The organism is Pseudoalteromonas sp. SCSIO_11900, assembly GCF_000576475.1.
GTDB lineage: Bacteria > Pseudomonadota > Gammaproteobacteria > Enterobacterales > Alteromonadaceae > Pseudoalteromonas > Pseudoalteromonas tetraodonis.
The window spans coordinates 730,812-755,563 of record NZ_KK070023.1 but is presented as its reverse complement, the minus strand read 5'-3'; the positions used below and the strand labels follow the sequence as shown (position 1 = coordinate 755,563).

27 protein-coding genes are annotated in these 24,752 nt (G+C 41.1%); 15 read left to right on the top strand and 12 right to left on the bottom strand.

Going from position 1 to position 24,752, the window contains the following annotated elements; all coding sequences use genetic code 11:
- The first annotated feature begins 344 nt into the window (after positions 1–344).
- Together BG00_RS03550 and BG00_RS03545 are read left to right on the top strand one after the other, a co-directional pair.
- Positions 345–845: a hypothetical protein gene (locus tag BG00_RS03550; protein WP_010392329.1), complete on the top strand. Its 501-nt coding sequence runs from the start codon at positions 345–347 to the stop codon at positions 843–845.
- On the top strand, positions 838–1,059 hold the full coding sequence (locus BG00_RS03545) for a helix-turn-helix transcriptional regulator (RefSeq protein ID WP_010392331.1): 222 nt from the start codon (positions 838–840) through the stop codon (positions 1,057–1,059). The genes BG00_RS03550 and BG00_RS03545 overlap by 8 nt, the downstream gene beginning before the upstream one ends.
- 97 nt (positions 1,060–1,156) lie before the next feature.
- Here BG00_RS03545 and BG00_RS03540 read toward each other — a convergent pair whose 3' ends face one another.
- Positions 1,157–1,573, bottom strand: coding sequence for a TIGR02444 family protein (locus BG00_RS03540; RefSeq protein WP_036980566.1), 417 nt, complete (start codon positions 1,571–1,573; stop codon positions 1,157–1,159).
- Positions 1,560–3,479, bottom strand: coding sequence for an ATP-binding cassette domain-containing protein (locus tag BG00_RS03535; protein ID WP_036980564.1), 1,920 nt, complete (start codon positions 3,477–3,479; stop codon positions 1,560–1,562). The genes BG00_RS03540 and BG00_RS03535 overlap by 14 nt, the downstream gene beginning before the upstream one ends.
- A gap of 132 nt (positions 3,480–3,611) precedes the next feature.
- Between BG00_RS03535 and BG00_RS03530 the strand changes: the two genes are divergently transcribed.
- The gene (locus BG00_RS03530; protein ID WP_008114218.1) at positions 3,612–3,815 is read left to right on the top strand and encodes a YheV family putative zinc ribbon protein; all 204 of its coding nucleotides are present in this window, start codon (positions 3,612–3,614) and stop codon (positions 3,813–3,815) included.
- A gap of 11 nt (positions 3,816–3,826) precedes the next feature.
- On the opposite strand, the gene BG00_RS03525 is transcribed toward BG00_RS03530, so the two are convergent.
- Positions 3,827–4,042, bottom strand: a complete 216-nt coding sequence (locus BG00_RS03525; RefSeq protein WP_036980562.1) for a SlyX family protein — start codon at positions 4,040–4,042, stop codon at positions 3,827–3,829.
- Positions 4,029–5,027: a WD40 repeat domain-containing protein gene (locus BG00_RS03520; protein WP_036980559.1), complete on the bottom strand. Its 999-nt coding sequence runs from the start codon at positions 5,025–5,027 to the stop codon at positions 4,029–4,031. The genes BG00_RS03525 and BG00_RS03520 overlap by 14 nt, the downstream gene beginning before the upstream one ends.
- A 195-nt stretch (positions 5,028–5,222) precedes the next feature.
- Between BG00_RS03520 and fkpA the strand changes: the two genes are divergently transcribed.
- Complete coding sequence (gene fkpA, locus BG00_RS03515; protein WP_036980556.1) at positions 5,223–5,975, top strand: FKBP-type peptidyl-prolyl cis-trans isomerase; 753 nt, start codon at positions 5,223–5,225, stop codon at positions 5,973–5,975.
- Between the two features lie 62 nt (positions 5,976–6,037).
- Here fkpA and BG00_RS03510 read toward each other — a convergent pair whose 3' ends face one another.
- On the bottom strand, positions 6,038–6,508 hold the full coding sequence (locus BG00_RS03510; protein ID WP_013466164.1) for an Rsd/AlgQ family anti-sigma factor: 471 nt from the start codon (positions 6,506–6,508) through the stop codon (positions 6,038–6,040).
- Between the two features lie 522 nt (positions 6,509–7,030).
- Here BG00_RS03510 and hemE point away from each other — a divergent pair.
- Positions 7,031–8,095, top strand: a complete 1,065-nt coding sequence (gene hemE / locus BG00_RS03505; protein ID WP_036980553.1) for a uroporphyrinogen decarboxylase — start codon at positions 7,031–7,033, stop codon at positions 8,093–8,095.
- A 273-nt stretch (positions 8,096–8,368) separates the two neighbouring features.
- On the opposite strand, the gene sthA is transcribed toward hemE, so the two are convergent.
- Positions 8,369–9,799, bottom strand: coding sequence for a Si-specific NAD(P)(+) transhydrogenase (gene sthA / locus BG00_RS03500; RefSeq protein ID WP_016900074.1), 1,431 nt, complete (start codon positions 9,797–9,799; stop codon positions 8,369–8,371).
- 13 nt (positions 9,800–9,812) lie between these two features.
- On the bottom strand, positions 9,813–10,946 hold the full coding sequence (locus BG00_RS03495) for an acyl-CoA desaturase (protein WP_024602170.1): 1,134 nt from the start codon (positions 10,944–10,946) through the stop codon (positions 9,813–9,815).
- A gap of 129 nt (positions 10,947–11,075) precedes the next feature.
- Between BG00_RS03495 and fabR the strand changes: the two genes are divergently transcribed.
- From fabR to leuD, 5 genes are all read left to right on the top strand, one after another.
- Entirely contained in the window at positions 11,076–11,693 is a 618-nt protein-coding gene (gene fabR / locus BG00_RS03490) for an HTH-type transcriptional repressor FabR (RefSeq protein ID WP_013466159.1), read from the top strand.
- 395 nt (positions 11,694–12,088) lie between these two features.
- The gene (leuA, locus tag BG00_RS03485; RefSeq protein ID WP_013466157.1) at positions 12,089–13,642 is read left to right on the top strand and encodes a 2-isopropylmalate synthase; all 1,554 of its coding nucleotides are present in this window, start codon (positions 12,089–12,091) and stop codon (positions 13,640–13,642) included.
- Positions 13,639–14,715 carry a 3-isopropylmalate dehydrogenase gene (leuB, locus tag BG00_RS03480; protein ID WP_013466156.1) on the top strand — a complete coding sequence of 359 codons (1,077 nt, stop codon included), beginning with the start codon at positions 13,639–13,641 and terminating at the stop codon, positions 14,713–14,715. Before leuA ends, leuB begins: the two co-directional genes overlap by 4 nt.
- A gap of 56 nt (positions 14,716–14,771) precedes the next feature.
- Positions 14,772–16,172 carry a 3-isopropylmalate dehydratase large subunit gene (gene leuC / locus BG00_RS03475; RefSeq protein WP_036980551.1) on the top strand — a complete coding sequence of 467 codons (1,401 nt, stop codon included), beginning with the start codon at positions 14,772–14,774 and terminating at the stop codon, positions 16,170–16,172.
- Positions 16,172–16,771 carry a 3-isopropylmalate dehydratase small subunit gene (gene leuD, locus BG00_RS03470; protein WP_036980548.1) on the top strand — a complete coding sequence of 200 codons (600 nt, stop codon included), beginning with the start codon at positions 16,172–16,174 and terminating at the stop codon, positions 16,769–16,771. The genes leuC and leuD overlap by 1 nt, the downstream gene beginning before the upstream one ends.
- Positions 16,772–16,908: 137 nt before the next feature.
- Here leuD and BG00_RS03465 read toward each other — a convergent pair whose 3' ends face one another.
- Positions 16,909–17,115, bottom strand: coding sequence for a hypothetical protein (locus BG00_RS03465; RefSeq protein ID WP_253861350.1), 207 nt, complete (start codon positions 17,113–17,115; stop codon positions 16,909–16,911).
- Positions 17,116–17,336: 221 nt separating this feature from the next.
- Here BG00_RS03465 and BG00_RS03460 point away from each other — a divergent pair, with 221 nt between their 5' ends.
- Entirely contained in the window at positions 17,337–17,933 is a 597-nt protein-coding gene (locus tag BG00_RS03460) for a hypothetical protein (RefSeq protein WP_036980546.1), read from the top strand.
- 75 nt (positions 17,934–18,008) lie between these two features.
- On the opposite strand, the gene BG00_RS03455 is transcribed toward BG00_RS03460, so the two are convergent.
- Entirely contained in the window at positions 18,009–18,389 is a 381-nt protein-coding gene (locus BG00_RS03455) for a hypothetical protein (RefSeq protein WP_036980542.1), read from the bottom strand.
- Between the two features lie 95 nt (positions 18,390–18,484).
- On the opposite strand from BG00_RS03455, the gene BG00_RS03450 reads away from it, so the two are divergent.
- Positions 18,485–18,928, top strand: coding sequence for a tellurite resistance TerB family protein (locus BG00_RS03450; RefSeq protein WP_036980539.1), 444 nt, complete (start codon positions 18,485–18,487; stop codon positions 18,926–18,928).
- A 7-nt stretch (positions 18,929–18,935) separates the two neighbouring features.
- On the opposite strand, the gene BG00_RS03445 is transcribed toward BG00_RS03450, so the two are convergent.
- Positions 18,936–19,502 (bottom strand): NADPH-dependent FMN reductase, encoded by a 567-nt coding sequence (locus BG00_RS03445; RefSeq protein WP_036980537.1) that lies wholly within the window; start codon positions 19,500–19,502, stop codon positions 18,936–18,938.
- A gap of 116 nt (positions 19,503–19,618) precedes the next feature.
- Here BG00_RS03445 and BG00_RS03440 point away from each other — a divergent pair, with 116 nt between their 5' ends.
- Entirely contained in the window at positions 19,619–20,515 is an 897-nt protein-coding gene (locus BG00_RS03440; RefSeq protein WP_028834824.1) for a LysR family transcriptional regulator, read from the top strand.
- Here the strand turns inward: BG00_RS03440 and norR are convergent.
- The gene (gene norR / locus BG00_RS03435) at positions 20,512–22,068 is read right to left on the bottom strand and encodes a nitric oxide reductase transcriptional regulator NorR (protein WP_445322851.1); all 1,557 of its coding nucleotides are present in this window, start codon (positions 22,066–22,068) and stop codon (positions 20,512–20,514) included. The genes BG00_RS03440 and norR overlap by 4 nt on opposite strands.
- Before the next feature lie 160 nt (positions 22,069–22,228).
- Here norR and hmpA point away from each other — a divergent pair, with 160 nt between their 5' ends.
- On the top strand, positions 22,229–23,410 hold the full coding sequence (gene hmpA / locus BG00_RS03430) for an NO-inducible flavohemoprotein (RefSeq protein ID WP_036980530.1): 1,182 nt from the start codon (positions 22,229–22,231) through the stop codon (positions 23,408–23,410).
- 39 nt (positions 23,411–23,449) lie between these two features.
- On the opposite strand, the gene BG00_RS03425 is transcribed toward hmpA, so the two are convergent.
- Positions 23,450–24,103, bottom strand: coding sequence for an endonuclease (locus BG00_RS03425; RefSeq protein ID WP_028834827.1), 654 nt, complete (start codon positions 24,101–24,103; stop codon positions 23,450–23,452).
- 252 nt (positions 24,104–24,355) lie between these two features.
- On the opposite strand from BG00_RS03425, the gene BG00_RS03420 reads away from it, so the two are divergent.
- Positions 24,356–24,736 (top strand): hypothetical protein, encoded by a 381-nt coding sequence (locus BG00_RS03420; RefSeq protein WP_036983336.1) that lies wholly within the window; start codon positions 24,356–24,358, stop codon positions 24,734–24,736.
- Positions 24,737–24,752: the final 16 nt, after the last annotated feature.

The window sequence follows — 24,752 nt, the reverse complement described above, 5'->3', positions numbered from 1 at the left end:
AAGAATACGTCCATAATTGCCTCCTGATGTCTATGGGGTAATCATAGGCTGGCTCAGTGGTACTTGATATGATCCAGATCAAGCTATTTTACAGATTATAAAATGGGCAATGCAGATGTTGATTTTGATCAATAAAGTTAAGTCGATTTTGCACTTTTTAGTAAATTATCTGCGATTTTTTAATCACTTTTATAATAAAGATGGTCAGCAAAGTTCAGCTTTGAATAACCGTTGCTTTGTTTTAGGTTAAATAAAATAAACCTGGTGTTAAATATATTTGACATGGCTAAAAAGTGAACTTATAGTTTAAAAGTCAAAAATATTTTACTTGGAGTTAGCTTTATATGACTCGTTCAGAGCACTTTAAAGAGCTTTTACAAAGCATAAGTTTTAGAGAACTGACGCTGAGTATCGATTTACTAGTAAGTGTGTACATATCTTACTTTTATGTAAACAGCCTAATGAATGCGAGTACGCAGCAGCTTAGTTCTGTTTCTTGGTTATCTGGCTTATTGCTACAGGTGTTAATTTATTCTGTGATACTTATAGTATTGAGCTATTTATTACTTACATTTATCAGTGATAATGAATTAAATCAGCCACCTGATGTGAGAGAAAAGCAAATAAATTTAGTGGGTTATAAATACAAGGCCATAATCTTACAGGCGGGAATTTGTGTTGCTATTTTTCAATATCAAATTGAAGCTAATAACTGGGGCCCAGCTATCGAATATAATATTCCATATTTACCAATGCATATCATGGTAGGCGCTTTTTTGATTGCCGAAATAGTCAATTACATAGCGCAGCTTTATAAAGGCAGAACGGGTGATATCTATGAGTGAGTATGCAATAACTAACTCTATTCGAACATTACGCTTTTTACGCGATGAAATGACGCAAAAGCAGTTAGCAGATGCTATTGGCGTAACGCGGCAAACGGTAATGGCAATTGAGGCAAATAAATATTCACCCACTTTAGAGGTGGCTTTTAAAATTTCTTTAGTTTTTAACTTACCTTTAGAAGAGGTATTTCAATACAAAACTAAAGATATATAGCTTGGTGTATAAAAGTAAACCAAAGTAACCATGTATATAAGAGCTAATATTCATAATATAAATGGCTTTATGATCTGATGAAATTAATAGTGAAAAATTATGCCAAATATTTATCGCTGTTATTGGGCGTTGCACAAGGTGTTAAATTCATACTATTAACTTCATCAATCAATATTATTTGTTGCTGCTTTTCTAATTTTAGCTCGGCACCTAGAAGCGCTTTTCGAATTGCGGCGTAATCTGTAACCTCGGTTTTATTGGCTTTTAAATAGGCACGTGTGGCTCGAAGTGGCTTCAATGCCTGCTTATCAAGCTCACTAATTGATTGTTCAAGCTTATTTAGCTGTGCTTGGCTAATTGTTAGATTGAGAGAATCTAAGTAGTAAAGCAATAAGCACAGGTTTACGTTTTTACCTAGCTGGTTTTGATAATCCAACAGGCGCGTTTGCATGTCACCTTTGCTATAAAGGTTACATGCAAACTGCCAAAAATCGTTGCTGTTAAGCAAGTTCATCGGCGAATGCCTGCTCTTTCTGTTCCATTTCTTCAAGGGCCATAAGTAGCTCTTCTTCAACATCGTTAAGCTTAGGCGTAAGTGTGGCTTGTTTAGTAATTAACTCTTTAAGCTTAGCTTTATTTTCATCGTTATAAAGTGTGTTATCGCCTAGCGCCTCTTCAACGTCAGCTAATTCTGCAGCAAATTTATCCAATTGTTTTTCAAGCTTTTCAATTTGCTTTTTCAGCGGTTGAATCGCTTTTCTAAACTCGGCCTCTAAGCGCTTTTGTTCTTTACGGTTAACTTGTGAATGGGCTTTTGGCTCTTCGTCGGTGTCGTTTTTAGCGGCTTCTTTATTAGCATTAAGCAGCCACTGATAATATGCATCTAGGTCGTAGCCAAATTGGGTGACCTCGCCATTATCAACTAAATAAAATTCATCGGCGGTATTTTTAAGCATATGACGGTCATGCGATACCGTGACCATAGCGCCTTCAAAGCCTTGTAATGCCATAACTAAAGCGTGGCGCATTTCTAAATCAAGGTGGTTGGTTGGCTCATCGAGTAGTAATAAATTTGGTTTTTGATAAACCAACATAGCTAGTACTAAACGGGCTTTTTCACCGCCAGAAAAGGGAGCTACAGGGTCGAGTGCTTTATCGCCTACAAAGGCAAAACCGCCTAAAAAGTCACGCAATGATTGTTCGCTGGCTTTAGGGTTTAAGCGTTGCAGGTGAGTGACGGCACTGGCTTTTAAATCTAGAGACTCCAGTTGATGCTGCGCAAAGTAGCCAATGTTTAAGCCTTGATGCTGAAACACTTCACCTGCTTGAGGTTGTAAGTCACCAGAGAGCAGCTTAATTAGTGTTGATTTACCTGCGCCATTTCTGCCCAGAAGTGCAATACGGCTGCCTGGTACTAAGTTCAGCTTAATACTGTTTAAAATGGTGACATCGCGATAACCGGCTTTGGCTTTGTCGAGTGTCATTAACGGGTTAGGCAGGGCTGTTGGCTCGGCAAATTCAAAATCAAATGGCGAGTCAACATGTGCTGGGGCAAGTTTTTCCATTCGCTCTAGCGCTTTAACACGGCTTTGTGCCTGTTTGGCTTTACTAGCTTTGGCTTTAAAGCGGGTAATGAACTGCTCAAGATGCGCTATTTGTTCTTGTTGTTTTTCAAACATGGCTTGCTGCTGTAATAGGCGCTCAGCTTTTTGGCGTTCAAACTGCGAGTAGTTACCTTTGTACACATTAATAAGTTGTTTATCTATATGCCAAATTTGATCAACCACAGCATCTAAAAACTCACGGTCGTGAGAAATAAGTACTAGCGTGCCGGTGTAGGCACGTAAAAAACGCTCGAGCCAATACACGGCATCTAAATCTAGGTGGTTTGTTGGCTCATCCAGTAATAGTAAGTCGGCATCGCGAATAAGCGCTTGGGCTAAGTTTAAGCGCATGCGCCAACCACCCGAAAATGCACTTACCGGGTTTTCTATTTGATTATTAGCAAAGCCTAAACCATGTAACAGCTCACCTGCTTTGGCTTCAATGCTATAGCCTTTAATATTTTCAAGCTGAATATGCACTTTAGCTTGGGTGTCGCCATCGTTATTTTGCTCGGCTTCACGTAGCGCTATACGTAGTGCATAATATTCAGGGTGGCCTTGTAGTACGTAATCTATAGCGCTTATTTCAAGGGCGGGGGTTTCTTGCTTTACTGAGGCCAGTGACCAATCTTTAGGAATACTGCAATTACCGCCATCTAACGAAAGCTCAGACTTTAATAAACTAAATAACGTTGACTTACCACAGCCATTGGCACCAACAAGGCCTACTTTGTGCTCTGGGAATAGTGTAGCCGATGCATTTTTTAATAAAGCTTTGCCACCGCGAAGCAGTTCTATTTCTGAGATTTGGATCATAAATACGTTACTTTACTGTGCCTTGATTGAATTGCGGCCATTATAACACGGATCTTATTAGCTATATCAATCGTATCAAGTAGGCAAATATTGCGATAAAATAACGTCAGTTAAAATGGTAGGAAAAACGAAGTGAAACATAAAAAACGATTTATTGCTGGAGCAACGTGTCCTGAGTGTAAAACCATGGATATGTTAATGCTCTACAAAGAGCATGACGTAGAAAAAGTTGAATGTATGCAGTGTGGTCATAAAATGGCTCAACCAGAGCAGGCTGTGCAGGCATCAACACGCCAATTTGAACAGATCATTGGCGTGTTTAATCCAGGCGACTAAACCTAAACAGTTTAGTAATGCGGTGGCGGAGGCTCCGGTATATTCGACATCATAGGTTGCGATGCTTGCGACTCTTTAAGTTTTTCAGCCAGCAACTCGGTTTGGCGCTTTATTTTTGCCAACTGTTGCTGGTGAACTTTTATTTCATCATTCAAAATTTCAATTGTTTCGTCTTGAAAAGCCACTTTAGCCTCAAGTTCCATTAGCCGATGTTCAATTGTGTTCATTTGGTTCTCGTATAATAAAGCGCTCAGCGATTCCGCTCGAGCTTTCAGTTAACAATGATTTACCGTTATCTGTAAATGCCACATCAAGTACCACTGCCGATTTGGGCTTACTGCCTTCTCGCGGAGTGACTTGCCATGTTTGAATTTTTTCACCACTGGTTAGCTGCCATAAATCAACTCGTTTATTGGGTGAACCGGTTGCTAATAAAGTGCCTTGATCGTTAAAGCGCACTGCGGTAAAAATTTTCTGACGCGCAATATACTTTAGTTTACTAACAAGGTCACCTGTAGTCAGCTCCCATACATTTGCTTGTGCCATACTGTCGGCGGTAAAAGCATAACGACCTTGAGGATCTAAAGCGACTTGGGTTACTCGGGTTGGGTGATTAAAGCGATGGATAACTTGTCCACTTTGGGTATCCCATAAGTAGGCCACATAATCGTTAGAGCCGCTCAATGCATAGCGCCCATTAGGTGATAGGTCTACGGTGTTTACTTTATCTTGGTGGCCTAAAAATTCAATGCGTCTGCCAGTATTAAGGTTTATAAATACTACAACGCCATCACTACGCCCGTAAACAACACTTTGGCCTTGGTTACTAATGGCAATATCGCGGATACTGGCTTTTTGTATTTTATAAAAGCCTTTATTTTTGCCGGTGGCAATATCCCAGACCGCAAAGGTGGCTTTTTCGGCGGTAACAGCCACGCTATTATCAAAAGCAATGGCTACAGCGTAAACAAGGCTGTCTTGCGCTTGTTGTTGAAACCATTGGTATTTAAGGGCTTGCTGTTGATTATCCCAAAGTGCGACCCCATGATGAATAGAAGATACTAAGCTGTATTGACCATCGTGCGATAACGCAGATGAAAAGGCGCCCTGTGCTGTGTGCTCAAAACTGGCCACTGCTTGTTGTTTTTCATCACTACATGCAATTGTTAATAAACAGCAAGTGGCGACTAAAAAAGTACGAAATAACGACATATTACAGGTATTTCCTCTTAACTCTTCGTGACTGAGAGGTTAGACTAGGTCTCGTTAAACGCCTAGGTTGTTTGTCTAATCACTGGATATGTTTTTAGTTTAGCTATTAAACAAGCAGCCTACCATGTAGGCCGTTAATCTTTAACTAGTAATATTACAATAAATGGCAACTGCAAAGTGTGTCGGAGATTTAAAATGAGAAAGACGATTAAATTGTCATTGATTGCAGCGTCAGTTTTAGCGCTTACAGCTTGTAATCAAGAAGCAAAAAAAGAGCAAGCAGACGTTAAACTAGATACTGTAGCGCAACAACAAGCGTACGGTATTGGTGCATCTGTAGGTAACTTTTTAAATAAAGACTTAGCGGATAAAAAAGAAATTGGTATTGAATTAGACCAAGCTTTATTAATGCGAGGCTTTGAAGATGCACTTGCGGGTAATGCAAAAATTGACGAAGAGAAAATTCGTGAAGTACTAACAGCATTAGACGAATCAGTGCGCACTAAACAAGAAGAAAAAGCAAAAGTAGAGTCTGAAAAAAGCAAAGCTGAAGGTGAAAAATACCTAGCTGATAACGCTAAAAAAGAAGGCGTGATGGTTACTGAGTCTGGTTTACAGTACGAAGTAATGAGCGAAGGCGAAGGCGCAAAACCAGTAGCAACTGATGTGGTTAAAGTTCATTATAAAGGCACATTGTTAGACGGTACTGAGTTCGATAGCTCTTACTCACGTAACGAGCCAACAACGTTCCCACTAAACCGTGTAATTCCTGGTTGGACTGAAGGTTTACAACTTATGTCTGTAGGGTCTAAGTACAAATTTACTATTCCTTCAGACCTTGCTTACGGCGATCGTGACTTAGGTAAAATTCCTGCTAATTCAACACTTATTTTTGAAGTTGAATTATTAGAAATTCAAAATGATGCAGAAGCTGCCGCTGCAGAATAAGCGTTATAGATAATAAAAAAGGGACCTTAGGTCCCTTTTTTATTACGTTGAATAACTAATTATTAGTCAGTGTGATTAGAAAATAAGTTATCAATCAGCTCATCTTCAAGTGCAAAGCGCGCTTCGAGTGCTTCACCCATTACTGAAAGATCGTTATCAAAGCCCTCTAGTAAATCTTCAGCATCTACCTCAGCGTACTTATCGTTGAAATCCAGAGCGATGTCAGTGGTATCTGAAATACGAGGGTATATCGTATTAGCGAGTTGCTGGCTTTCTAGGCCTTTCTTTTCACAGGCTTTAGCAATATCGTCGTACACTTCAAAGTGGCCGGCCGATAAATAATCCATTAAAATTTGGCAAAATGCCTGAATTTGTGATGGTTCAGGCAAAGACTGATCTTTTTTCTCATAAGGTGAAAAGCCTGCAATTTTACAGTAAAGAACAATCAGCTCTTGGCGTTCGTTTAACCAATTATCGATGACCGTATGGCTACCCCCCCACTTTTGTTGAGCTTTTTCTACACGCTTCAGCATAATTCTTCTCCTAAGCTGGGTTGGATTTTTTAAATTAAAAATAAAACTTATAAAAATAAAACTTATGTTATCCAAGATATATTTAATTGGCGTGTATATCAACAAGTAAAATAGATGTAATACCAGAGGGAATTTTGTTTAAGGGCATAAGTTGTAAGTAGTTTATTCCAGGCAAGAAAAAACCACCTATTACGGTGGTTTAATTTCTTTATTAGACTTGTTTAAACAAGCATTCTTATTTTTATTAGAGATTTTTATTATTTTTATATTAACAATTTTTGTTATTGTTTTGTTAACGCGGGAGATACAATATCAAGCTTTTTTAGGTGTTGCAAATAGTTTAATGAAAAGTTTTTATTATTAACGTTTGTTTGGTTTTTTTATGTACAAAGCAACATGAAAATTAAAAATTACTTGATCTAGCGCTACTCTGTAGCGATTTAATCGCTTAGCGATAGAGGGGTCGTGAATATGGTGGTACAATCTTGCACAATTTCTAAAAGCCCTAGGACTCTATACGCTATGAGCGAATTAAAAAACGACCGTTATTTACGTGCCCTTGCCAAGCAACCTGTTGATGTCACGCCGATATGGATGATGCGTCAAGCAGGACGTTATTTACCTGAATACCGTGCTACACGTGCACAAGCGGGCGATTTTATGAGCCTGTGTAGAAATGCTGAGTTAGCCTGTGAAGTAACATTACAGCCTTTGCGCCGTTACCCATTAGATGCAGCTATTTTGTTTAGTGATATTTTAACTATTCCCGATGCAATGGGATTAGGCTTGTACTTCGAAACAGGCGAAGGCCCTAAGTTTGAACGCCCAATTTCGTCACTAGCTGATGTTAAAAAAATTCCTAAACTCGATCCTACCGATGAGCTTGGCTATGTAATGAACGCAGTGAGCACTATTCGTCGTGAACTTAAAGGCGAAGTGCCATTAATTGGTTTTTCAGGTTCGCCTTGGACACTTGCAACTTACATGGTTGAAGGTGGTAGCAGTAAAGTATTTGGTAAAATCAAAAAAATGGCGTTTGCTGAGCCGCAAACACTGCATTTATTACTCGATAAACTAGCTGATTCGGTGATAGATTACTTAAACGCGCAAGTTAAAGCGGGTGCGCAATCGCTAATGGTATTTGACTCATGGGGCGGTGTACTAAGCCCGCGTGATTACAATGAGTTTTCATTGCAATACATGCATAAAATTGTTGATGGCTTAATTCGTGAATACGATGGCCGTAAAGTACCGGTTACTTTATTTACCAAAAATGGTGGTCAGTGGATTGAAGCGATTGCCGCAACGGGCTGTGACGCAGTAGGTTTGGATTGGACTATTAACATTGGTGATGCTAAACGTCGTGTTGGCGATAAAGTAGCACTGCAAGGTAATATGGACCCATCAATGCTTCATGGTACGCCTGATCGTATTCGCCAAGAGGTTGGTACTATTTTAGAAGACTTTGGTACTGGCAATGGCCATGTATTTAATTTAGGCCACGGCATTACACCAGATGTTGATCCAGAAAATGCCGGTGTATTCATTAACGCCGTGCATGAATTAAGTGCGCAATATCATAAATAACCTGAACTCTGGATAATAAATCTATCTCAAGCAGCTATTTACAGCGCTAACTACGTTGAATTTACTTGCAATAGACGAGCTATTGACGCGTAATTTCGCCTTGTTTTCACTGGAAATCTCTGGCTAGAGAAAATAAATATAAATATCAATTTTGATTCAATATGTTAGTAAGTCTCTTAATCAAAGTTCAGGTTAAATAGTTTCTAAATAATGATGAGTTATTAAAAAAGCCCGCTTGATTCAAGCGGGCTTTTTGTTACCTAGTGCTTAATATTACTTAAACAAGCGATTTAAGCCATTTAACGCCGCAACTCGGTAGGCTTCTGCCATCGTTGGGTAGTTAAACGTGGTATTTACAAAGTAGTCGATGGTGTTGCCACCATTTTTTTGTTCCATAATAGCTTGGCCAATATGTACAATTTCAGAGGCACGCTCACCAAAGCAGTGCACGCCGAGTACTTCTTTGGTTTCTGTATGAAATAATATTTTTAAACTGCCCACATCTGTGCCTGCAATTTGCGCGCGGGCTAAATGTTTAAATTGCGCACGTCCCACTTCATACGGTACTTTTGCAGCAGTTAATTGCTGCTCTGTTTTACCGACAGAACTCATTTCAGGAATAGTATAAATACCGGCTGGAATATCAATAATCAGCTTTTCATCACAATTACCACACGCGATGGCATCTGCGGCAATTCGACCTTGATCAAAGGCAGCACTAGCAAGACTTGGATAGCCAATAACATCACCTACCGCGTATACATTGTCTACTTCTGTTTGGTAGGTTTCGTTTACTTTTATCTGTCCGCGGCTATCTGCTTTTAAGCCAATGGCTTCTAAATTAAGGGTGTCAGTGTTACCGGTTCGGCCATTGGCAAATAAAATACAGTCAGCTTTAACACGTTTGCCCGATTTTAAATGCATAACAACGCAGTCATCACGGGTTTCAATGCGATCAAATTCTTCGTTATGACGAATTACAATACCGCTATTCCAAAAGTGATAGCTTAATGCATCAGATATTTCAGCATCCATGAACGCCAATAAGCGATCGCGAGTATTCACTAAGTCGACTTTGGCACCTAGCCCTTTAAAGATAGATGCATATTCACAACCAATTACACCCGCGCCGTATATAAGTACGCGATGAGGGTCATGTTCAAGGCCTAAAATAGTGTCACTTTCGTAAATTCGTGAGTGGGTGAAATCAACCCCTGGTGGGCGATAAGGTCGTGAGCCGGTAGCAATAACAATCGTTTGTGCAGTAAGGCGCTCAGTAGAACCGTCATTACGCCTAATTTCAATAGTGTGCTTATCAACAAAGCTAGCGTCGCCTTGAAACATATGAATGCGGTTACGATCGTAAAAACTGCTGCGTAAGTTTGATTGCTTTGAAATTACCGAACTGGCATGGCGTAAAATATCAGGAAAGGTAAGTCTTACCGGACGCTCGCCTACGTTAAATAAAGGATTTGCTTTGTATTCAATATAGCGACTAACAGAATGACGAAGTGCCTTTGAAGGAATGGTACCCCAATGTACACAGCCACCACCCACGGCTGTTTGGCGTTCAATAACCGCTACTTTTTTGTTACTTTTAGAGAGGTTCATAGCGGTCCCTTCACCGCCAGGACCCGTGCCAATAATGATTGCATCATATTGGTATGTCACGGGTACTTTTTTCTTTTCTGGTTGTTTGGCCACAGCCACTCCTATTTTAACTAAAAGAGGCTTTTAATAACCTCGCATTAAGTGCTAGCCATGCCTGTTTTTGTGTTTCCCAGGCGGCCTCAAGCTCGTGATATTGTGCCATTAATGCCGACTTTTCACACTGCTTTGCCATATTATTTTTTTTAGCTTCCAACACTTGTTTTTGTAATGAGCAATAATTTTGCAGTTTTTTAAGCAACAAATCGTACTCTTGTTGTAATAATGTAAGCTTATCTTGCGCTAAAGGCAATTTTGCGAGGCGACCTTGTGTTTTGCTCATCAAGGTTTCTGCTTTAGCTTTTTCGATGCGCTCAACCGGTGTGCGCTTTAATTTACTTGCTAGACCAAGAGCTGCTAACGAGCGGATCATCCATTTAGTTGGGTCGTAATGAAACCACTTAATGCCGTTGCGGTAATCGCTAGCAAAAATATGATGAAAGTTATGATAACCCTCGCCATAAGTAAATAAGGCTAAAAAGCCGTTATCGCGTGCGGTATTTTTTTCTGTGTAAGGGCGAGAACCCCAAATGTGCGCAACAGAGTTAATAAAAAAGGTAAAATGCTGGCTCAGTACTAAACGAAGTAGTCCCGCTAGTAATAACATGCCCCACACATCACCTAACATTAAACCTAATACCAGTGGTAAACCAACATTCATGGCAACTACCAGCTTTAAGTAATGTTTATGTTGCCACATCACTATTTTATTGCGTTGTAGGTCGCGGCAATTGCTGTAATCACCGTAGCTATCGCCTTGGTAGTCGCGCAGCATCCAGCCTATGTGACTATACCAAAAGCCGTTGGTAGCTGCATAAGGGTCTTTTACAGGGTCATCAACTTGACCGTGGTGAATACGATGATCGCTGCTCCAATGCAGTGCACTGTTTTGCAAAGCAAACGCGCCGCCTAAGGCAAAAATAAATTCAACGACCGGGTGTGCGTTGTAAGTTTTGTGCGCCCATAAACGATGGTAACCCGCAGTGATCGATAATCCCGCGAAAAACATGCAAGCTACAAAAGCAGCCCATTGTGTGCCTGTAAAGCCATAGTTAAACCCATACCAAGGTACAAGTGTAACAGCAGCCAAAAACGTCAGGCTAAAGAAAAGGACGTTGGTCCATATAAGTGGTGGTTTTTTCATCTTTCTCATTTCTCAGCGTACAACTGTACGCTAAAATAATATTTCAATCTGCTGCCGTCAAGTATTAGACTGTACTATTAGCTATTTTTTAATTAAAAATTTATTACAAATTCATTCAGGGAGCTGTTGATGTCGGGCGTTAGAGCACAACAGAAACAAAAAACACGACAAGCATTAATTGAAGCTGCTTTTAATCAGCTTAGTGCTGATCATAGCTTTTCAAATTTGAGCTTGCGTGAAGTAGCGCGCGAAGCCGGTATTGCGCCCACCTCTTTTTATCGTCACTTTAAAGATATGAACGAGCTAGGTTTAACCATGGTTGATGAAGCGGGTTTAACGCTGCGTCAGCTGATGCGTCAAGCTCGTAGGCGAATAGCCAGTGGCGGCAGTGTAATAAATACGTCTGTGGTTACTTTTATGGAGTTTATTGATAACTCTAGTAATCAATTTAGGTTATTGCTGCGTGAGCGCTCGGGTACCTCAAAAGCATTTAGAGCGGCAGTAGCACGTGAAGTGAAACACTTTATTTTAGAGCTTGCTCATTATTTAGAAAGTGAAACGCCCTGTGATGCGATTCATGCGTATATTCAGGCAGAGGCTATGGTTACGTTGGTATTTAATGCTGGCGCCGAAGCGCTAGATATTGAAGGTCAGCAACGCGATGAATTAATTGAGCGAGTTATTTGGCAGTTACGCTATATTACTCGTGGTGCGTCAAATTACGTACGCGCAGAAAAGAAAGAGTAAATATTAAAAAAAGTTAAAATAAGCACTGTACTTTACGGTGCTTGTTAATTTAAACGCCACGCCCTCTGAGGTTGAATTTTTTATCTCTTTTTTATCTATTTGTTGAATTTTAAATTCCTTAAAAGTCTTGTGTAATTATTTTTATGGCATTTTTATGCTTGCGCCTACTGCGCTGCAATGATAAAAATAAGCCTCATTGGACACACACACAAGAAAACAAATGCAAACTAATCGTTTAATTACACTAAAACTAAACCTCTTACTGCTGTGGCAAGTGAGCGGGGATTAGTGTGTTTGCATTGAGCTAAACAACAAAACCCCGCAATTGCGGGGTTTTTTTTATCTCGCTGCAGGGATAAATCGAAATTTGGGTAACACAGGAATGAGGGGCAGTTATGCAAGAGCAAGATAAAGTATGGATTTTTGATACCACCTTACGTGATGGCGAACAGGCACTTAAAGCAAGCCTGACTGAAGATGATAAAATTCAACTAGCGCATACCATTAGCCGCTTAAATGTGGATGTCATGGAAGTGGGCTTTCCGGTTTCGAGCCCCGCTGACTTTCGCTCAGTGCAGCGAATTGCCACTGAAGTAAAAGGCCCTATTATTTGTGGCTTAGCACGCTCGGTTGCCAAAGATATTGAGGCCTGTGGCGAGGCGCTTCGCAGTGCACAGCAAAGCCGTATTCATACTTTTATTGCAACCAGCCCGCTTCATCTTGAACACAAGTTGCGAATGAGCCTTGATGATGCCACTGCAATGGCGGTTAAATCAATCAAGCTTGCTCGTAATTACACTGATGATGTGGAATTTTCATGTGAAGACGCAGGACGCACACCACATTGGGATTTATGCAAAATAGTTGAGCAAGCTATTAATGCCGGTGCATCCACGATTAACTTGCCAGATACCGTCGGTTTTGTAACGCCAGATGAATACGCAGCAATGATCCGTCATTTAATGAATAACGTGCCAAATATTGATAAAGCCCGTTTAAGTGTGCATTGCCATAACGACTTAGGCTTAGCCGTTGCTAACTCTGTTGCTGCCGTTCAAGCAGGTGCTCGCCAAATCGAATGTACGATTAATGGTATAGGGGAGCGCGCGGGTAATTGTTCACTTGAAGAGGTGGCGATGATCATGAAAATGCGCAAAGACCATTTAAACGTATATACCGATATAAAAAGCGAAGAAATTTACCGCGCCTCTCGCCAAGTAGCCAAAATTTGTAATATGCCGGTACAGCCAAATAAAGCGATTGTTGGCGAAAATGCGTTTGCCCACAGTTCAGGTATTCACCAAGATGGTGTCTTAAAAGCGCAAAATACCTATGAAATTATGTCACCTGAAAGTGTGGGTGTGCCAAGTAATCAATTAAATATGACCTCGCGTTCAGGGCGTCATGTTATAGAGCATCGCTTAGAAGAGTTAGGTTATCAAAAATCTGATTACGACATGGATAGCTTATACCAAAGTTTCGTTGCGTTAGCTGACCAAAAAGGCACAGTATATGACTACGACCTAGAAGCAATGATTTACTTTAATCAAATCAGCGACAAAGATGAAAAATATCAATTAGAGTTTGTTCACTCTACGTCGAACTCTCAATCGGTAGCCAGCTCAACGATAGGTTTGTTGATTGATGGCGAAGCAAAACAAGAAGCGGCCACAGGTAACGGCCCGGTAGAAGCCTCATTTGCAGCCATTGAGCGCTTAACTGGTATGAGCGTTGAAATGATTGAATACAATTTAGAGGCCACCGGCCAAGGTGCAAGCTCATTAGGACAAGTGAATATTATTGCTAAATATGATGGCCGTCCTTATCACGGTGCCGGTATTGCGGCCGATGTGGTCGAAGCCTCAGTACGCGCTATGGTTCGGGTTTATAACTTAATTTATCGAGCACAAAAAGTGTCTGATTTAAAACAACAAAGGAAAGCAGGATGAGTAAAACACATTACAGCGTTGCCGTATTAGCGGGCGACGGTATTGGCCCAGAAGTTATGGCAGCTGCAGAGCAAGTGCTTGATGCAGTAAGTGATAAGTTTGGTTTTACTCTGAACCGTGAACATCATGCGATTGGCGGCGCTGCGATTGATGAGTTTGGCAAAGCCCTTCCTGATACCACTTTAAAAGCTTGTGAAAACGCCGATGCTATTTTATTTGGTTCAGTAGGTGGTCCTAAGTGGGAACATTTACCACCTAATGACCAACCGGAGCGCGCGTCACTGTTACCACTGCGCAAGCACTTTGGTTTGTTTTGTAACTTACGCCCTGCTCAGTTGTTACCCGCATTAAGCGCTGCATCACCACTACGTGCTGATATTAGCGAAAAAGGCTTTGATATTTTATGTGTGCGCGAGCTAACGGGTGGTATTTATTTTGGTGAGAAAGGTCGCAGTGGCGAAGGGGCAGAAGAAACTGCATTTGATACGCAAACTTATTCACGTAAAGAGATAGAGCGTATTGCACGTTTTGCTTTTGAGGCCGCTAAATTGCGCAGCAATCATGTAACCTCGGTCGATAAAGCCAATGTTTTAGCATCAAGCGTTTTATGGCGCGAAGTGGTAACCGAAGTGAGTAAAGACTTTCCAGAAGTGAGCTTAGATTATATTTATGTAGATAATGCAGCGATGCAGCTAGTTAAACAGCCTAGCCAGTTTGATGTATTACTGTGCGATAACTTATTTGGCGACATTTTATCGGACGAGTGCGCGATGATCACCGGTTCAATGGGGTTATTACCCTCCGCTAGCTTAAATCAATCAGGCTTTGGCTTGTATGAACCCGCGGGTGGTTCAGCGCCTGATATCGCCGGAAAAGGGGTGGCAAACCCAATCGCACAAATTTTAAGTGCCGCCTTAATGCTACGTTACTCATTAGGCCAAGACGAAGCGGCTCGTACGATTGAAAAAGCAGTCGCAGAGGCGGTTGAAGCCGGTGTGGGAACGCCGGATATTTATCCGCAGGGCGGCTATACCACCACCGATGTAGCAGCGGCCATCGTTTCACGCATTTAATTATTAAAGCCACAGCACCGTCAGGCTGTGGCTCAATCAGATCAGGGAGTTAGCAAGTGGCCCAAACCTTATACAATAAAATTTGGCAAGCACATACCGTTGCCAGCATTAATGAGCAAACCGATTTACTTTATATTGACCGTCATTTAGTACACGAAGTGACGTCACCACAAGCATTTGCCGGCTTACGTGAAAAAAATCGTAAAGTGCGTTGTCCAGAAAAAACCATTGCCACCATGGATCATAATGTTTCAACTAAAAGTCGTTCACTGGATGCAGCTAGCGAAGTCTCTAAAAATCAATTAATGGCACTGGATGAAAACTGTAAAGAATTTGGCATTTTGCTATACGACTTAAATTCAGTAAACCAAGGCATAGTGCATGTTATTGGCCCTGAGCAGGGGATTACTTTACCAGGTACCACTATAGTCTGCGGCGATAGTCATACTTCAACGCATGGTGCGTTTGGTGCCTTGGCACATGGTATTGGTACCTCAGAGGTTGAGCATGTATTAGCTACGCAAACGCTACAGCAAAAAAAGGCGAAGTCGTTAAAAATTCAAATTAACGGTGTATTACGCCCTACAGTAACAGCTAAAGATTTAATTATGGCGGTTATTGGCAAGCTAGGCACTGCTGGTGGCACTGGCTATGTGGCTGAATTTTGTGGTGAAGGCATAGAAGCTCTATCAATGGAAGCCCGTATGACATTGTGTAACATGAGCATTGAAATGGGTGCCAAGGCGGGTTTAATTGCCCCAGATAAAATCACTTATGAGTACTTAAAAGGCCGCCCGTTTGCACCCAAAGGTGCCGATTTTGATGCCGCTGTTGCCTACTGGGAAACTTTAAAAACGGATGATGGTGCTCATTTTGATTTAGAAGTAGAGCTAGATGCAGGCAGTATTCAACCACAAGTTACTTGGGGGACTAATCCAGAGCAAGTGATTGGCGTTGATGAATGTATTCCAGATCCAGATAAAGAAACCGATTTAATTAAAGCCGATGCAATTCGCAGTGCGCTTAAATACATGGGCTTAAAAGCGGGCGATAAACTATCAAGCGCCAAAGTAGACACGGTATTTATTGGCTCATGCACCAACAGCCGCATTGAAGATTTACGCGCTGCAGCAAAAATTGTTGAAGGCAAACAGGTTTTAGCTGGTATTGAAGCGCTGATTGTTCCAGGCTCAGGCTTAGTTAAGCAGCAAGCTGAAGATGAAGGCTTAGCCGATATTTTTAAAGCTGCAGGGTTTGAGTGGCGCGAGCCGGGTTGTTCGATGTGTTTAGCTATGAACGATGACCGTTTAGGAGCTGGTAAACGCTGTGCTTCCACCTCGAATCGTAATTTTGAAGGTCGCCAAGGGCGCGGCGGGCGTACACACTTAGTGAGCCCTGCAATGGCGGCAGCAGCTGCAATACATGGTCACTTTGTTGATATTAGAGGAGAAGCTTAATGAGCATCTATTTTAGCGGCTTAATGGCCCCACTTGATAAAAACAACGTCGATACCGACCAAATTATTCCTAAGCAGTTTTTAACCTCAACAAGCCGTGATGGTTTTGATGCAACACTGTTTTACGATTGGCGTTATTTAGATAATGGCGAGCCAAACCCTGAATTTATTTTAAACCGTCCTTGTTACCAAGGCGCGCAAATATTATTAACCCGCGATAATTTTGGCTGTGGCTCATCACGCGAGCACGCACCATGGGCATTAAAGCAATATGGGTTTGAAGTGATTTTAGCTGAAAGCTTTGCTGATATTTTCTTTAATAACTGTGGCAACAACCAAATGCTTGCCATTGCATTGCCAGCGCAAACGCTGGAAGAGTTATTTGTGTTAAGTGAGCAGCACGACGATATTCACATTGATGTGGATCTTGAAAACCAAGTGCTTACCAGTAATAAGTTTGCGCCAATTCGCTTTGATATTCGCAAAGACGTAAAAGAACGTTTATTAAGTGGCTTAGACTTTATCGGTGTAACCGAAACCCTCAATCCGCAAATTGATGCGTTTGAAAAGCAGTTAGCCGCAGAGAGACCGTGGCAGTAACCTTTTACATATGAAACTGGAGCGCAGCTTAGGTTGCGCTTTTTTAATCGCTTATATTAAAAAACCACGCAATAAGCTTGCTAATGTAATCATTGCCATTAGTAATAAATTGAGAGTTTTAAATTTCTGGTAGCGGACTACCTTTGGGTCGTTGATAGTCGAAAAAAACCATCTTTAAATGACTCAGCAAGATTGGCATAGGGTGTCCCATCTAATGAATTTTGTGATAATTTTTTCCATTGTTCTGGGTGCTGCTCAGCAAGGTGTTGATATATGTGCAAAGTGTAGCGATTTTGAATAATTAATAGTAATACGATGATTACTAGGCCGATATAGTTCTCCATCTATATATGTGCTCCGTGCTAAAACTGACTTTGTGTTTAATTACCTACCTTTATCAATCAACGATATTTAATTTCTCATTTTCTTTCAAGCGATATTTTTTACTAATTAATTACAGTAAAATCCTATTGCTCTGTTAATTTCTTATTGCTGTTCATCGTGATTATTTTCTTTGTGTTTGCTTAAACGCTAAGCTGATTTTTTACATGTTTAGGGACACATTATGAAATTATTAACAGCTGTAGCGTTTATGCTGGCATCCACTGCAGCAATAGCACGTCCAGCGCCTTTGGTATCAATTCCAAGTCATGATGGCTTTTTCGATAGTATTGCTGCTCACTGCGGTAAAGCTTTTGAGGGTAAAGTAACGGTTGATAATGCAACAGGGCCGAGTTCATTTGCCGATAAAAAGTTAATTATGCATGTGCGTAAGTGTAATGACCGTGAGTTACAGGTGCCGTTTCATGTCGGTGATGACGCCTCTCGTACGTGGATCATTACTAAAACAGGTAGTGGTTTGAGCTTAAAGCACGATCATCGTCATAAAGATGGCAGCGATGATGTGTCTACTATGTATGGCGGTCATACTTTAGATGCGGGTTTTGCTAATATGCAGTCATTCCCTGCAGATCAGTATTCAAAAGAGTTATTTGTTAGCCAAGACATACCGCAATCGGTAGGCAATACATGGCAAATGTATATTTACCCTGAACAGTTCACTTATCGACTTATTCGCCAAGGTCGCGAATTCCGTGTTGATTTTGATTTAACTAAACCTATTACACCACCGGCTGCGCCGTGGGGATATGGCGTTAACTAACTTAGTTCGGGTTAACTACAGTAAAACCACAGGCTATTTTAATACTCAGTGGTTTTACTGAAAAATAACGAGGTGTTATTTTTTTGAGGTTTTTTCTGCAGGCATTTCACACTGCACAAATACACTGAGCGGTGGCTGATAAGCACGCGGTTTAGTTGGAAAGCGTTGGTACTCTTGTACGCCCTCAGTCACTTTTAACATAAAAGGATTATCGCGGCATAAACGATTTGCGTGGCGTAATAAAAAGACACTTTGGTTTCTAAAATGCGGGTAGTCATCAGACTGTATTTCTAGGTGGTAGTTGTTGGTGTCTATTTGAGTTTGCTTATAATGCACCTTTTCATCAAAATCGTAGAGCCGTTGCATTTCACTTTGCTCTGCCGACACACTCAAACACCCTGTTAATAAACCCCAGGTAATAATTCCATGTATGTAATGATTGGCTTTTATACTCATAAACCTTTAACTCCATCTTGATATTGGGTAGTGTGATCAGCATATCAATTACACCCGTTATGATATAAGTCTAACACCCAAAAAGGGGAAATGTGATGTTCAAGCAAATTAAACAGCTTTTTTCGAGTATTGATCAGCAAGATTATGATATTGAACAACATGATTTAAAAACAGCCGTTGCCGCGTTATTAATTGAGGTAATGCGAGCGGATAACGATTTACAGGCAGATGAACAGCATACGTTAAGTCTGACATTAAAAAAGTATTTTGATTTAACTGATGAAGCAGTAGATGAGTTAACCGAACAAGCAAGTTCGAGCTTAGATGACGCCATTGATTATTTTCAATTTTCAAAGCAAATTAATAATCAATGCAGTGCAAAGCAACGCATTGAAATAGTTGAACTACTCTGGCGATTAGCATACTCAGATGGTGAACTTGATCCACAAGAAGAATACGTTATTCGTCGTGTTGCTAATTTATTGTATGTTACCCATGAAGACTTTATTGCTGCAAAGCTTGCAGCAACAAAGTTATAGTTGCTGCTTATTTAAGCTTACTTGCTACGCTAACTAACTGCTGTGCAAGACCAGCCACTTTTTCAGCGGTAGCAGGGTCATTAATACGGCCGTTTTCGTCTAACAAAGTATGAATAGCCGGTACAGCTAATTGATTGGCTAATACTAAACTGCCAATGCCAGATAAAATATCACGCACGTGATTTAAGCCACGTAAGCCGCCCAACCCACCTGGCGAGGCTGCATATAACGCGGTTACTTTATTTGCAAATGCAGGCTCTGCGCCTTGTTCGGTGCGCGATGCCCAATCAATAGCATTTTTTAACACCGCGGTAATAGAGCCATTATATTCTGGGCTGGCCAGCAAAATGCCATCGGCTGCGCGAAGTTTGTCTTTAAGTTGTTGTACACCGGCTGGTGTGCCTTGTGCCTCGAGATCTTCATCAAACATAGGAATGGCTAAGTCTGCGAGTTTAATCACTTCTACTTCAGCGCCACTTTCTAAAGCAAAGCGTGCCGCTTCGTTAATGAGTTTTTGATGAAAGCTATCTTTACGTAAGCTACCTGCTAGGGCAATAATTTTTGGTGTTGTCATGAGCTGCTCCTGATAATGAGTTTGTATAATGTGACTTTAACAAATAATCACTTGCAGAAAAGCCAAATAAACGCAAAACTTGTGTGCGCATATGCACAGATTAAAGAGTAGTTATCATGGCAATTCAATTTAATGATTGGCAAGACCTGAAGGTTGCTTACGAGGTAGCGCGCTTAGGTACTTTAACTGCCGCGGCCGAAGTGTTAGATGTTCACCATAGTACGGTGCTCAGGCGAATAAATAACTTAGAAAAAAGCTTAAATGCGCGACTATTTCATCGCCATGCTCGCGGCTATAAAGTCACAGAAATTGGCGCTAAGTTATTTACCACAGCACAAGCGATTAATGGTGAACTAGAGCGCCTACATAATGACATTATTGCTGCAGATAGCACCTTGCAAGGTAGCTTGTTACTCACCACAGTTAGTGGCTTTATTGATGTATTAAGTGAGGTGTGCGAGCAGTTTCAAACCTTGCATCCGCAAGTGCAATTACAAGTGATTATGGATCAAAAACGCTTACGTTTAGATCATGGCCAAGCACATATCGCAGTAAGAGCTGGACCCAGACCGGATGAGGGTGATTATATTGCTCAGCATTTAGCGGCGCTCTCGTCAGGATTTTATGCATCAAAGCATTACATTAGCCGTTATGGGTTGCCACAAACATTAGCGCAACTATCGCTGCATAGCTTTGTGTCAGGTGTAGCAGGGTATAACGCCAAAGTGCCTTACTTTGCATGGGTTGATGAAAATATTCCCCCGTCGCAAGTTAAGCTAAGAGTGTCAGAAACCTCAGAAGCGACCCGCGCCATAGTTAAAGGGCTCGGTATTGGCGGATTACAGCATGATGTTGCAGCGCAATACTCTGATTTAGTCCCTGTACTGCCTAATGAACTGAGTTGGCCAACCGATTTGTGGCTGGTTACGCATCATTTAGTGCACCGAACAGCAAAGGTTCAAGCGTTTAGTCAGCTATTAAAAAATTATTTTAAGCAGCGAAAGTTAAGTTAACTAGGCGACAACGATTTTTTTATTGAAATACCTAAGCGCTTGGCTAGCCGTGTTAAATTAGCACGGTCGACCTGTAAACTGCGCGCGGTACTGGCCCAGTTATAATTATGTTGTTTAAGTTGCTGTATTATAAGTTGCTGCGTATAGGTATCTGTGGCTTGCTTTAACGAAATGTTGTTTGCTAAAGGTGGGATTACAAGCTGGTTTGAGTGTTCAAGAGCTAAGGTGTTAACAGCGCTTAAATTTAGCTCACAATGCTCAGGTTCAATAGTAATAATTGGTTGCTGCCACTGATGTTGTTTAGCCTTTAATGCAGCCCGATTAATCACATGCTCAAGCTCCCTCACATTGCCTGGCCAGTCATATTTTTTAAGCAGCAGTTGCGCTTCAATGCTGAGTTTTAGCTGTTTAATAGCGAGCTTGCGGGCTGTTTTTTCTGCAAAATAGCCGGCTAATAAAATAACATCTTCATCACGGGCTTTTAAAGGCGCTACGCTTAACGGGTACACACTTAGGCGATGATATAAGTCGGCGCGAAATCGCCCCTGTTCTACTTCGTGTTTTAGGTCGCGATTAGTTGCTGCAATCACTCTAACATCAACATATTTAAGTTCATCTTCGCCAACGGTTTGTACTTCACCACTTTGCAGTACCCGTAATAATTTACTTTGCATTGCCAGTGGTAGCTCGCCTATTTCATCCAAAAATAAGGTACCGCCATCGGCTAACTGAAATTTACCTTGGCGGGCATTTTGGGCGCCGGTAAAAGCGCCTTTTGCATGGCCAAAAAATTCACTTTCTGCGAGGTTTTCAGGCAGTGATGCACAATTTAAATGGATCAATGGCTGATCTTTGCGTGCTGAATGCAAGTGAATATTACGCGCCACCAACTCTTTGCCGACCCCAGTATCACCTAAAATTAATACACTAAAATTAGAGGCTGCAACCAGCTTTATTTCGTTTTTAAGGGTTTGTATTACTGGGCTTTGGCCAATAATTTCACCACCATCGCGTTTGAGTGCCTCACGGTTTAACGCTTGTACTAATTCATTTGAATGCTGAGCATGCTGTTTATAATGGGCAAGCTCTAGAGCTGTTTTAAAGTGTGCGCTACACAAGGTTTGTAAGGTGTTGAGTGTATCAGCCGTAATGCCGTCAAACGCATCAGCGTTTAGGCTATCAAAGGTCAGAATGCCAAGTAGTGCGTTTTTATCATAAAGGGGTAACCCTAAGCAGGCATGCACTGGAATATCACCGGTTTTAGCCAGTAGTAGCCCGTCGTATGGATCAGGTAGTGGACAGTCATGTGCAAATTGCAGAGCCAAACGACTACTGCAGATGGCTTTAAGGCGAGGGTGCTTCGCAATATCAAAACGTCGTCCTAGGCTATCGGGCATAAGCCCTTTAATGGCTAAGGGCTTTAATTGCTCGCCTTGGCGAATTAACAAGGCGCTAGCATCACTTGGAATAACACGTTCAACCGTGGCTAAGAGCTGCTCAAAACTGTGGGCATGTAAGGTGCTTTGTGCAAGCTCCAAGGCAACTTGAGTCAAAATGACCTGTTAGTGTATTTTTACATGTTTTATAGTAGGTCATAAAGACTCATCTTGTAAAGTGAGTTAATTTAACCTGTTGAATATTATGGGTTTAATTAGTTGGCACGCTCTGTGTAATGCTAAGTGCAAGCAGTTAGTTATTACATAGGAAATAAACATGTTATCTGAAAAAACTATTGAGATTGTAAAAAGTACAGCTCCATTACTTGCAGAAGCGGGTACAGCCGTCACCGATCATTTTTATAAGCGCATGTTTAGCCATAACCCGGAACTTAAACATATTTTTAATATGACTAATCAAGAAACGGGTCGTCAGCAATTTGCATTATTTAATGCGTTGGCTGCGTACGCGCAAAATATTGATAATTTAGCCGTGTTAAAAGAGGCATTAGCTAGAATTAACCATAAGCATACCAGCTTGAATATTTTACCCGAACACTACCCTATTGTAGGGGCGCATTTGATCGGCACACTTAAAGAGCTTATTCCTGAGCAGTTTACTGCCGATGTTGAATATGCGTGGCGCGAAGCCTACGGTGTACTTGCTGATATTTGTATTACCGAAGAAGCGGCATTGTATGCGCACAGTAAAAACAACCATGGTGGCTGGGCAAGCACGCGCCAGTTTGAAATTACTGATAAACATGTTGAATCTGAATTCGTAACTAGTTTTACGCTGACACCTGTGGATGGTAAAGCAGTTATTACCTACAAGCCAGGACAGTACATTGGCATTAAAGTTAAGCCTGAGGGCGCAGAATATGAAGAGATCCGCCAGTATTCTATTTCGCAAAAGAGCAATGCTAAAAACTATCGTATTAGCGTTAAAAAAGAGTGCCAACCAAAGCCTGGCGTGGTGTCTAATTATTTACACTCACTAGAGCAAGGCGCACGAGTAGAGTTATACCCGCCAGCGGGAGATTTTATTTTAAAAAATGAGGCAACTCCAGTTGTACTTATTTCAGCAGGTGTTGGCCAAACCCCGATGATGGCAATGCTGCAAACGCTACTTAGTGGTGATAAAAATCAAGCGATTAGTTATTTGCACGCGTGTGAAAATAGCCGCGAATTTTCATTTAAAGGGTATTTAGCGCAGCAAACGGCAATGCATCCACAGCTAAAAACATTTACTTGGTTTAATCAAGGTGGCGAGGAGTGTGATTTCACTGGGCTAATGGATTTAACGGTGCTTGAGGCATCATTACCTATTAGCGAAGGGGCATTTTATTTGTGTGGACCAGCATCATTTATGGCTTACGTAAAAGGCCAGCTACTTGATTTAGGTGTGCAAAGCTCAAATATTCACTACGAAATATTTGGACCACACCAAGCGTTTTAGATTAATTAAAAGCGTGTGTTACACACTTTTAATTTAAACTTACAGCTTTTTACTATTTGTGTTGGCAGCATAAGCTTGTTGTTGCCAAGCATTAAATAGCTTTTGTTGTTTAGCTGAAATTTTTAAACCATACGTTTTTTGCATGTAAGCGTACGCATCGGCAATGCGTTTACGTGCATGAACAGGCGGTTCAACAACACGTTGTTTAAAATTAACTTTAACCTCACAACGACCATATTGCGTCGCGTTTTGGGCTAACATGCCAAAGCGGTAGTTTGAGCGATCGGCGTTAATTTCACCAATTGCAGGGGCTAAATTGTTTATATCGGCTTCCATCAAGCGAAACTTAGCGCTAACTTTGCGGCAGTTTTTACGCCCACCATCTTGCCAGCATTGTAACTGGTGACCAAATTCCCATGCAGGGACAATATGTTCCCATTCAATTCGCAATGCACGTTGATTTACTTTGCCTGAGCGGGTTAGTGTGTTGCGAGGCACGTAGCCACAATGGGTAGGGTCGGGTACTAACTTTTTGCCTTGTTTTTTTATATCGCAACCACAATAAATACTTTTAGCGTTTTCGGGAAGGGTATTAATTAAGTGCTTTTTGGCACTCGAAAACCGCGTAAATTGTTCGCCCATTGCTGAAAAACAAGCACAGCAAGCCAACAAAGCTAAAATAAACCGAATCATATCCATCACATACGTGAACTACAGGAGCGGCTAGTTTAAGGCCTAGAATAAAAAAGTAAACCGCCGCCGGCATGCTTTAATTTTAATTTGCGTATTTTGTAGAGGGCGTTTTTTAGGAGTAAATAGTGGGCAATATTCAGAGGCTAACGCTAAAAACGCGTTAATGCAGTGATTCTTGCGTTGTTGATTTGGTATAACGGTAAAACTGCGTTAAAGTTTGCAATGAAATTAATAGAGGGTAAAAACGAGATAATGTCGGAAATTCAATTTTTAAATGTAGATCTAGAGCTTGAGTCAAAGCAAGATATTAGCGTATTAGTTGCTGATTTAAAAAAGGTCGCAACTATTTTACATTATGATAAAGACGAATACCGTCAACTTGCTCGCATTGAGGTTGCAGGTGAAATAACCACGCCAGATAAAGCGATTAATCACTTGTGCGAGTTAATCGAGTCGTGTTCACGCAATGCATTAAAGCAATGGTTGAGTTGTTCACGCAGAACATTCGATATGGGTTTTGAGTCTGGCACTTCGCCAAAATGCTTTAACCAAGCTTTACATGCAGATACCTTGTTACGTATATCTGCAATTGGTGCAGGTGTGGAAATTACTATTTACCCTCTCGAAAAGTAATTTAACCTCAACCTTG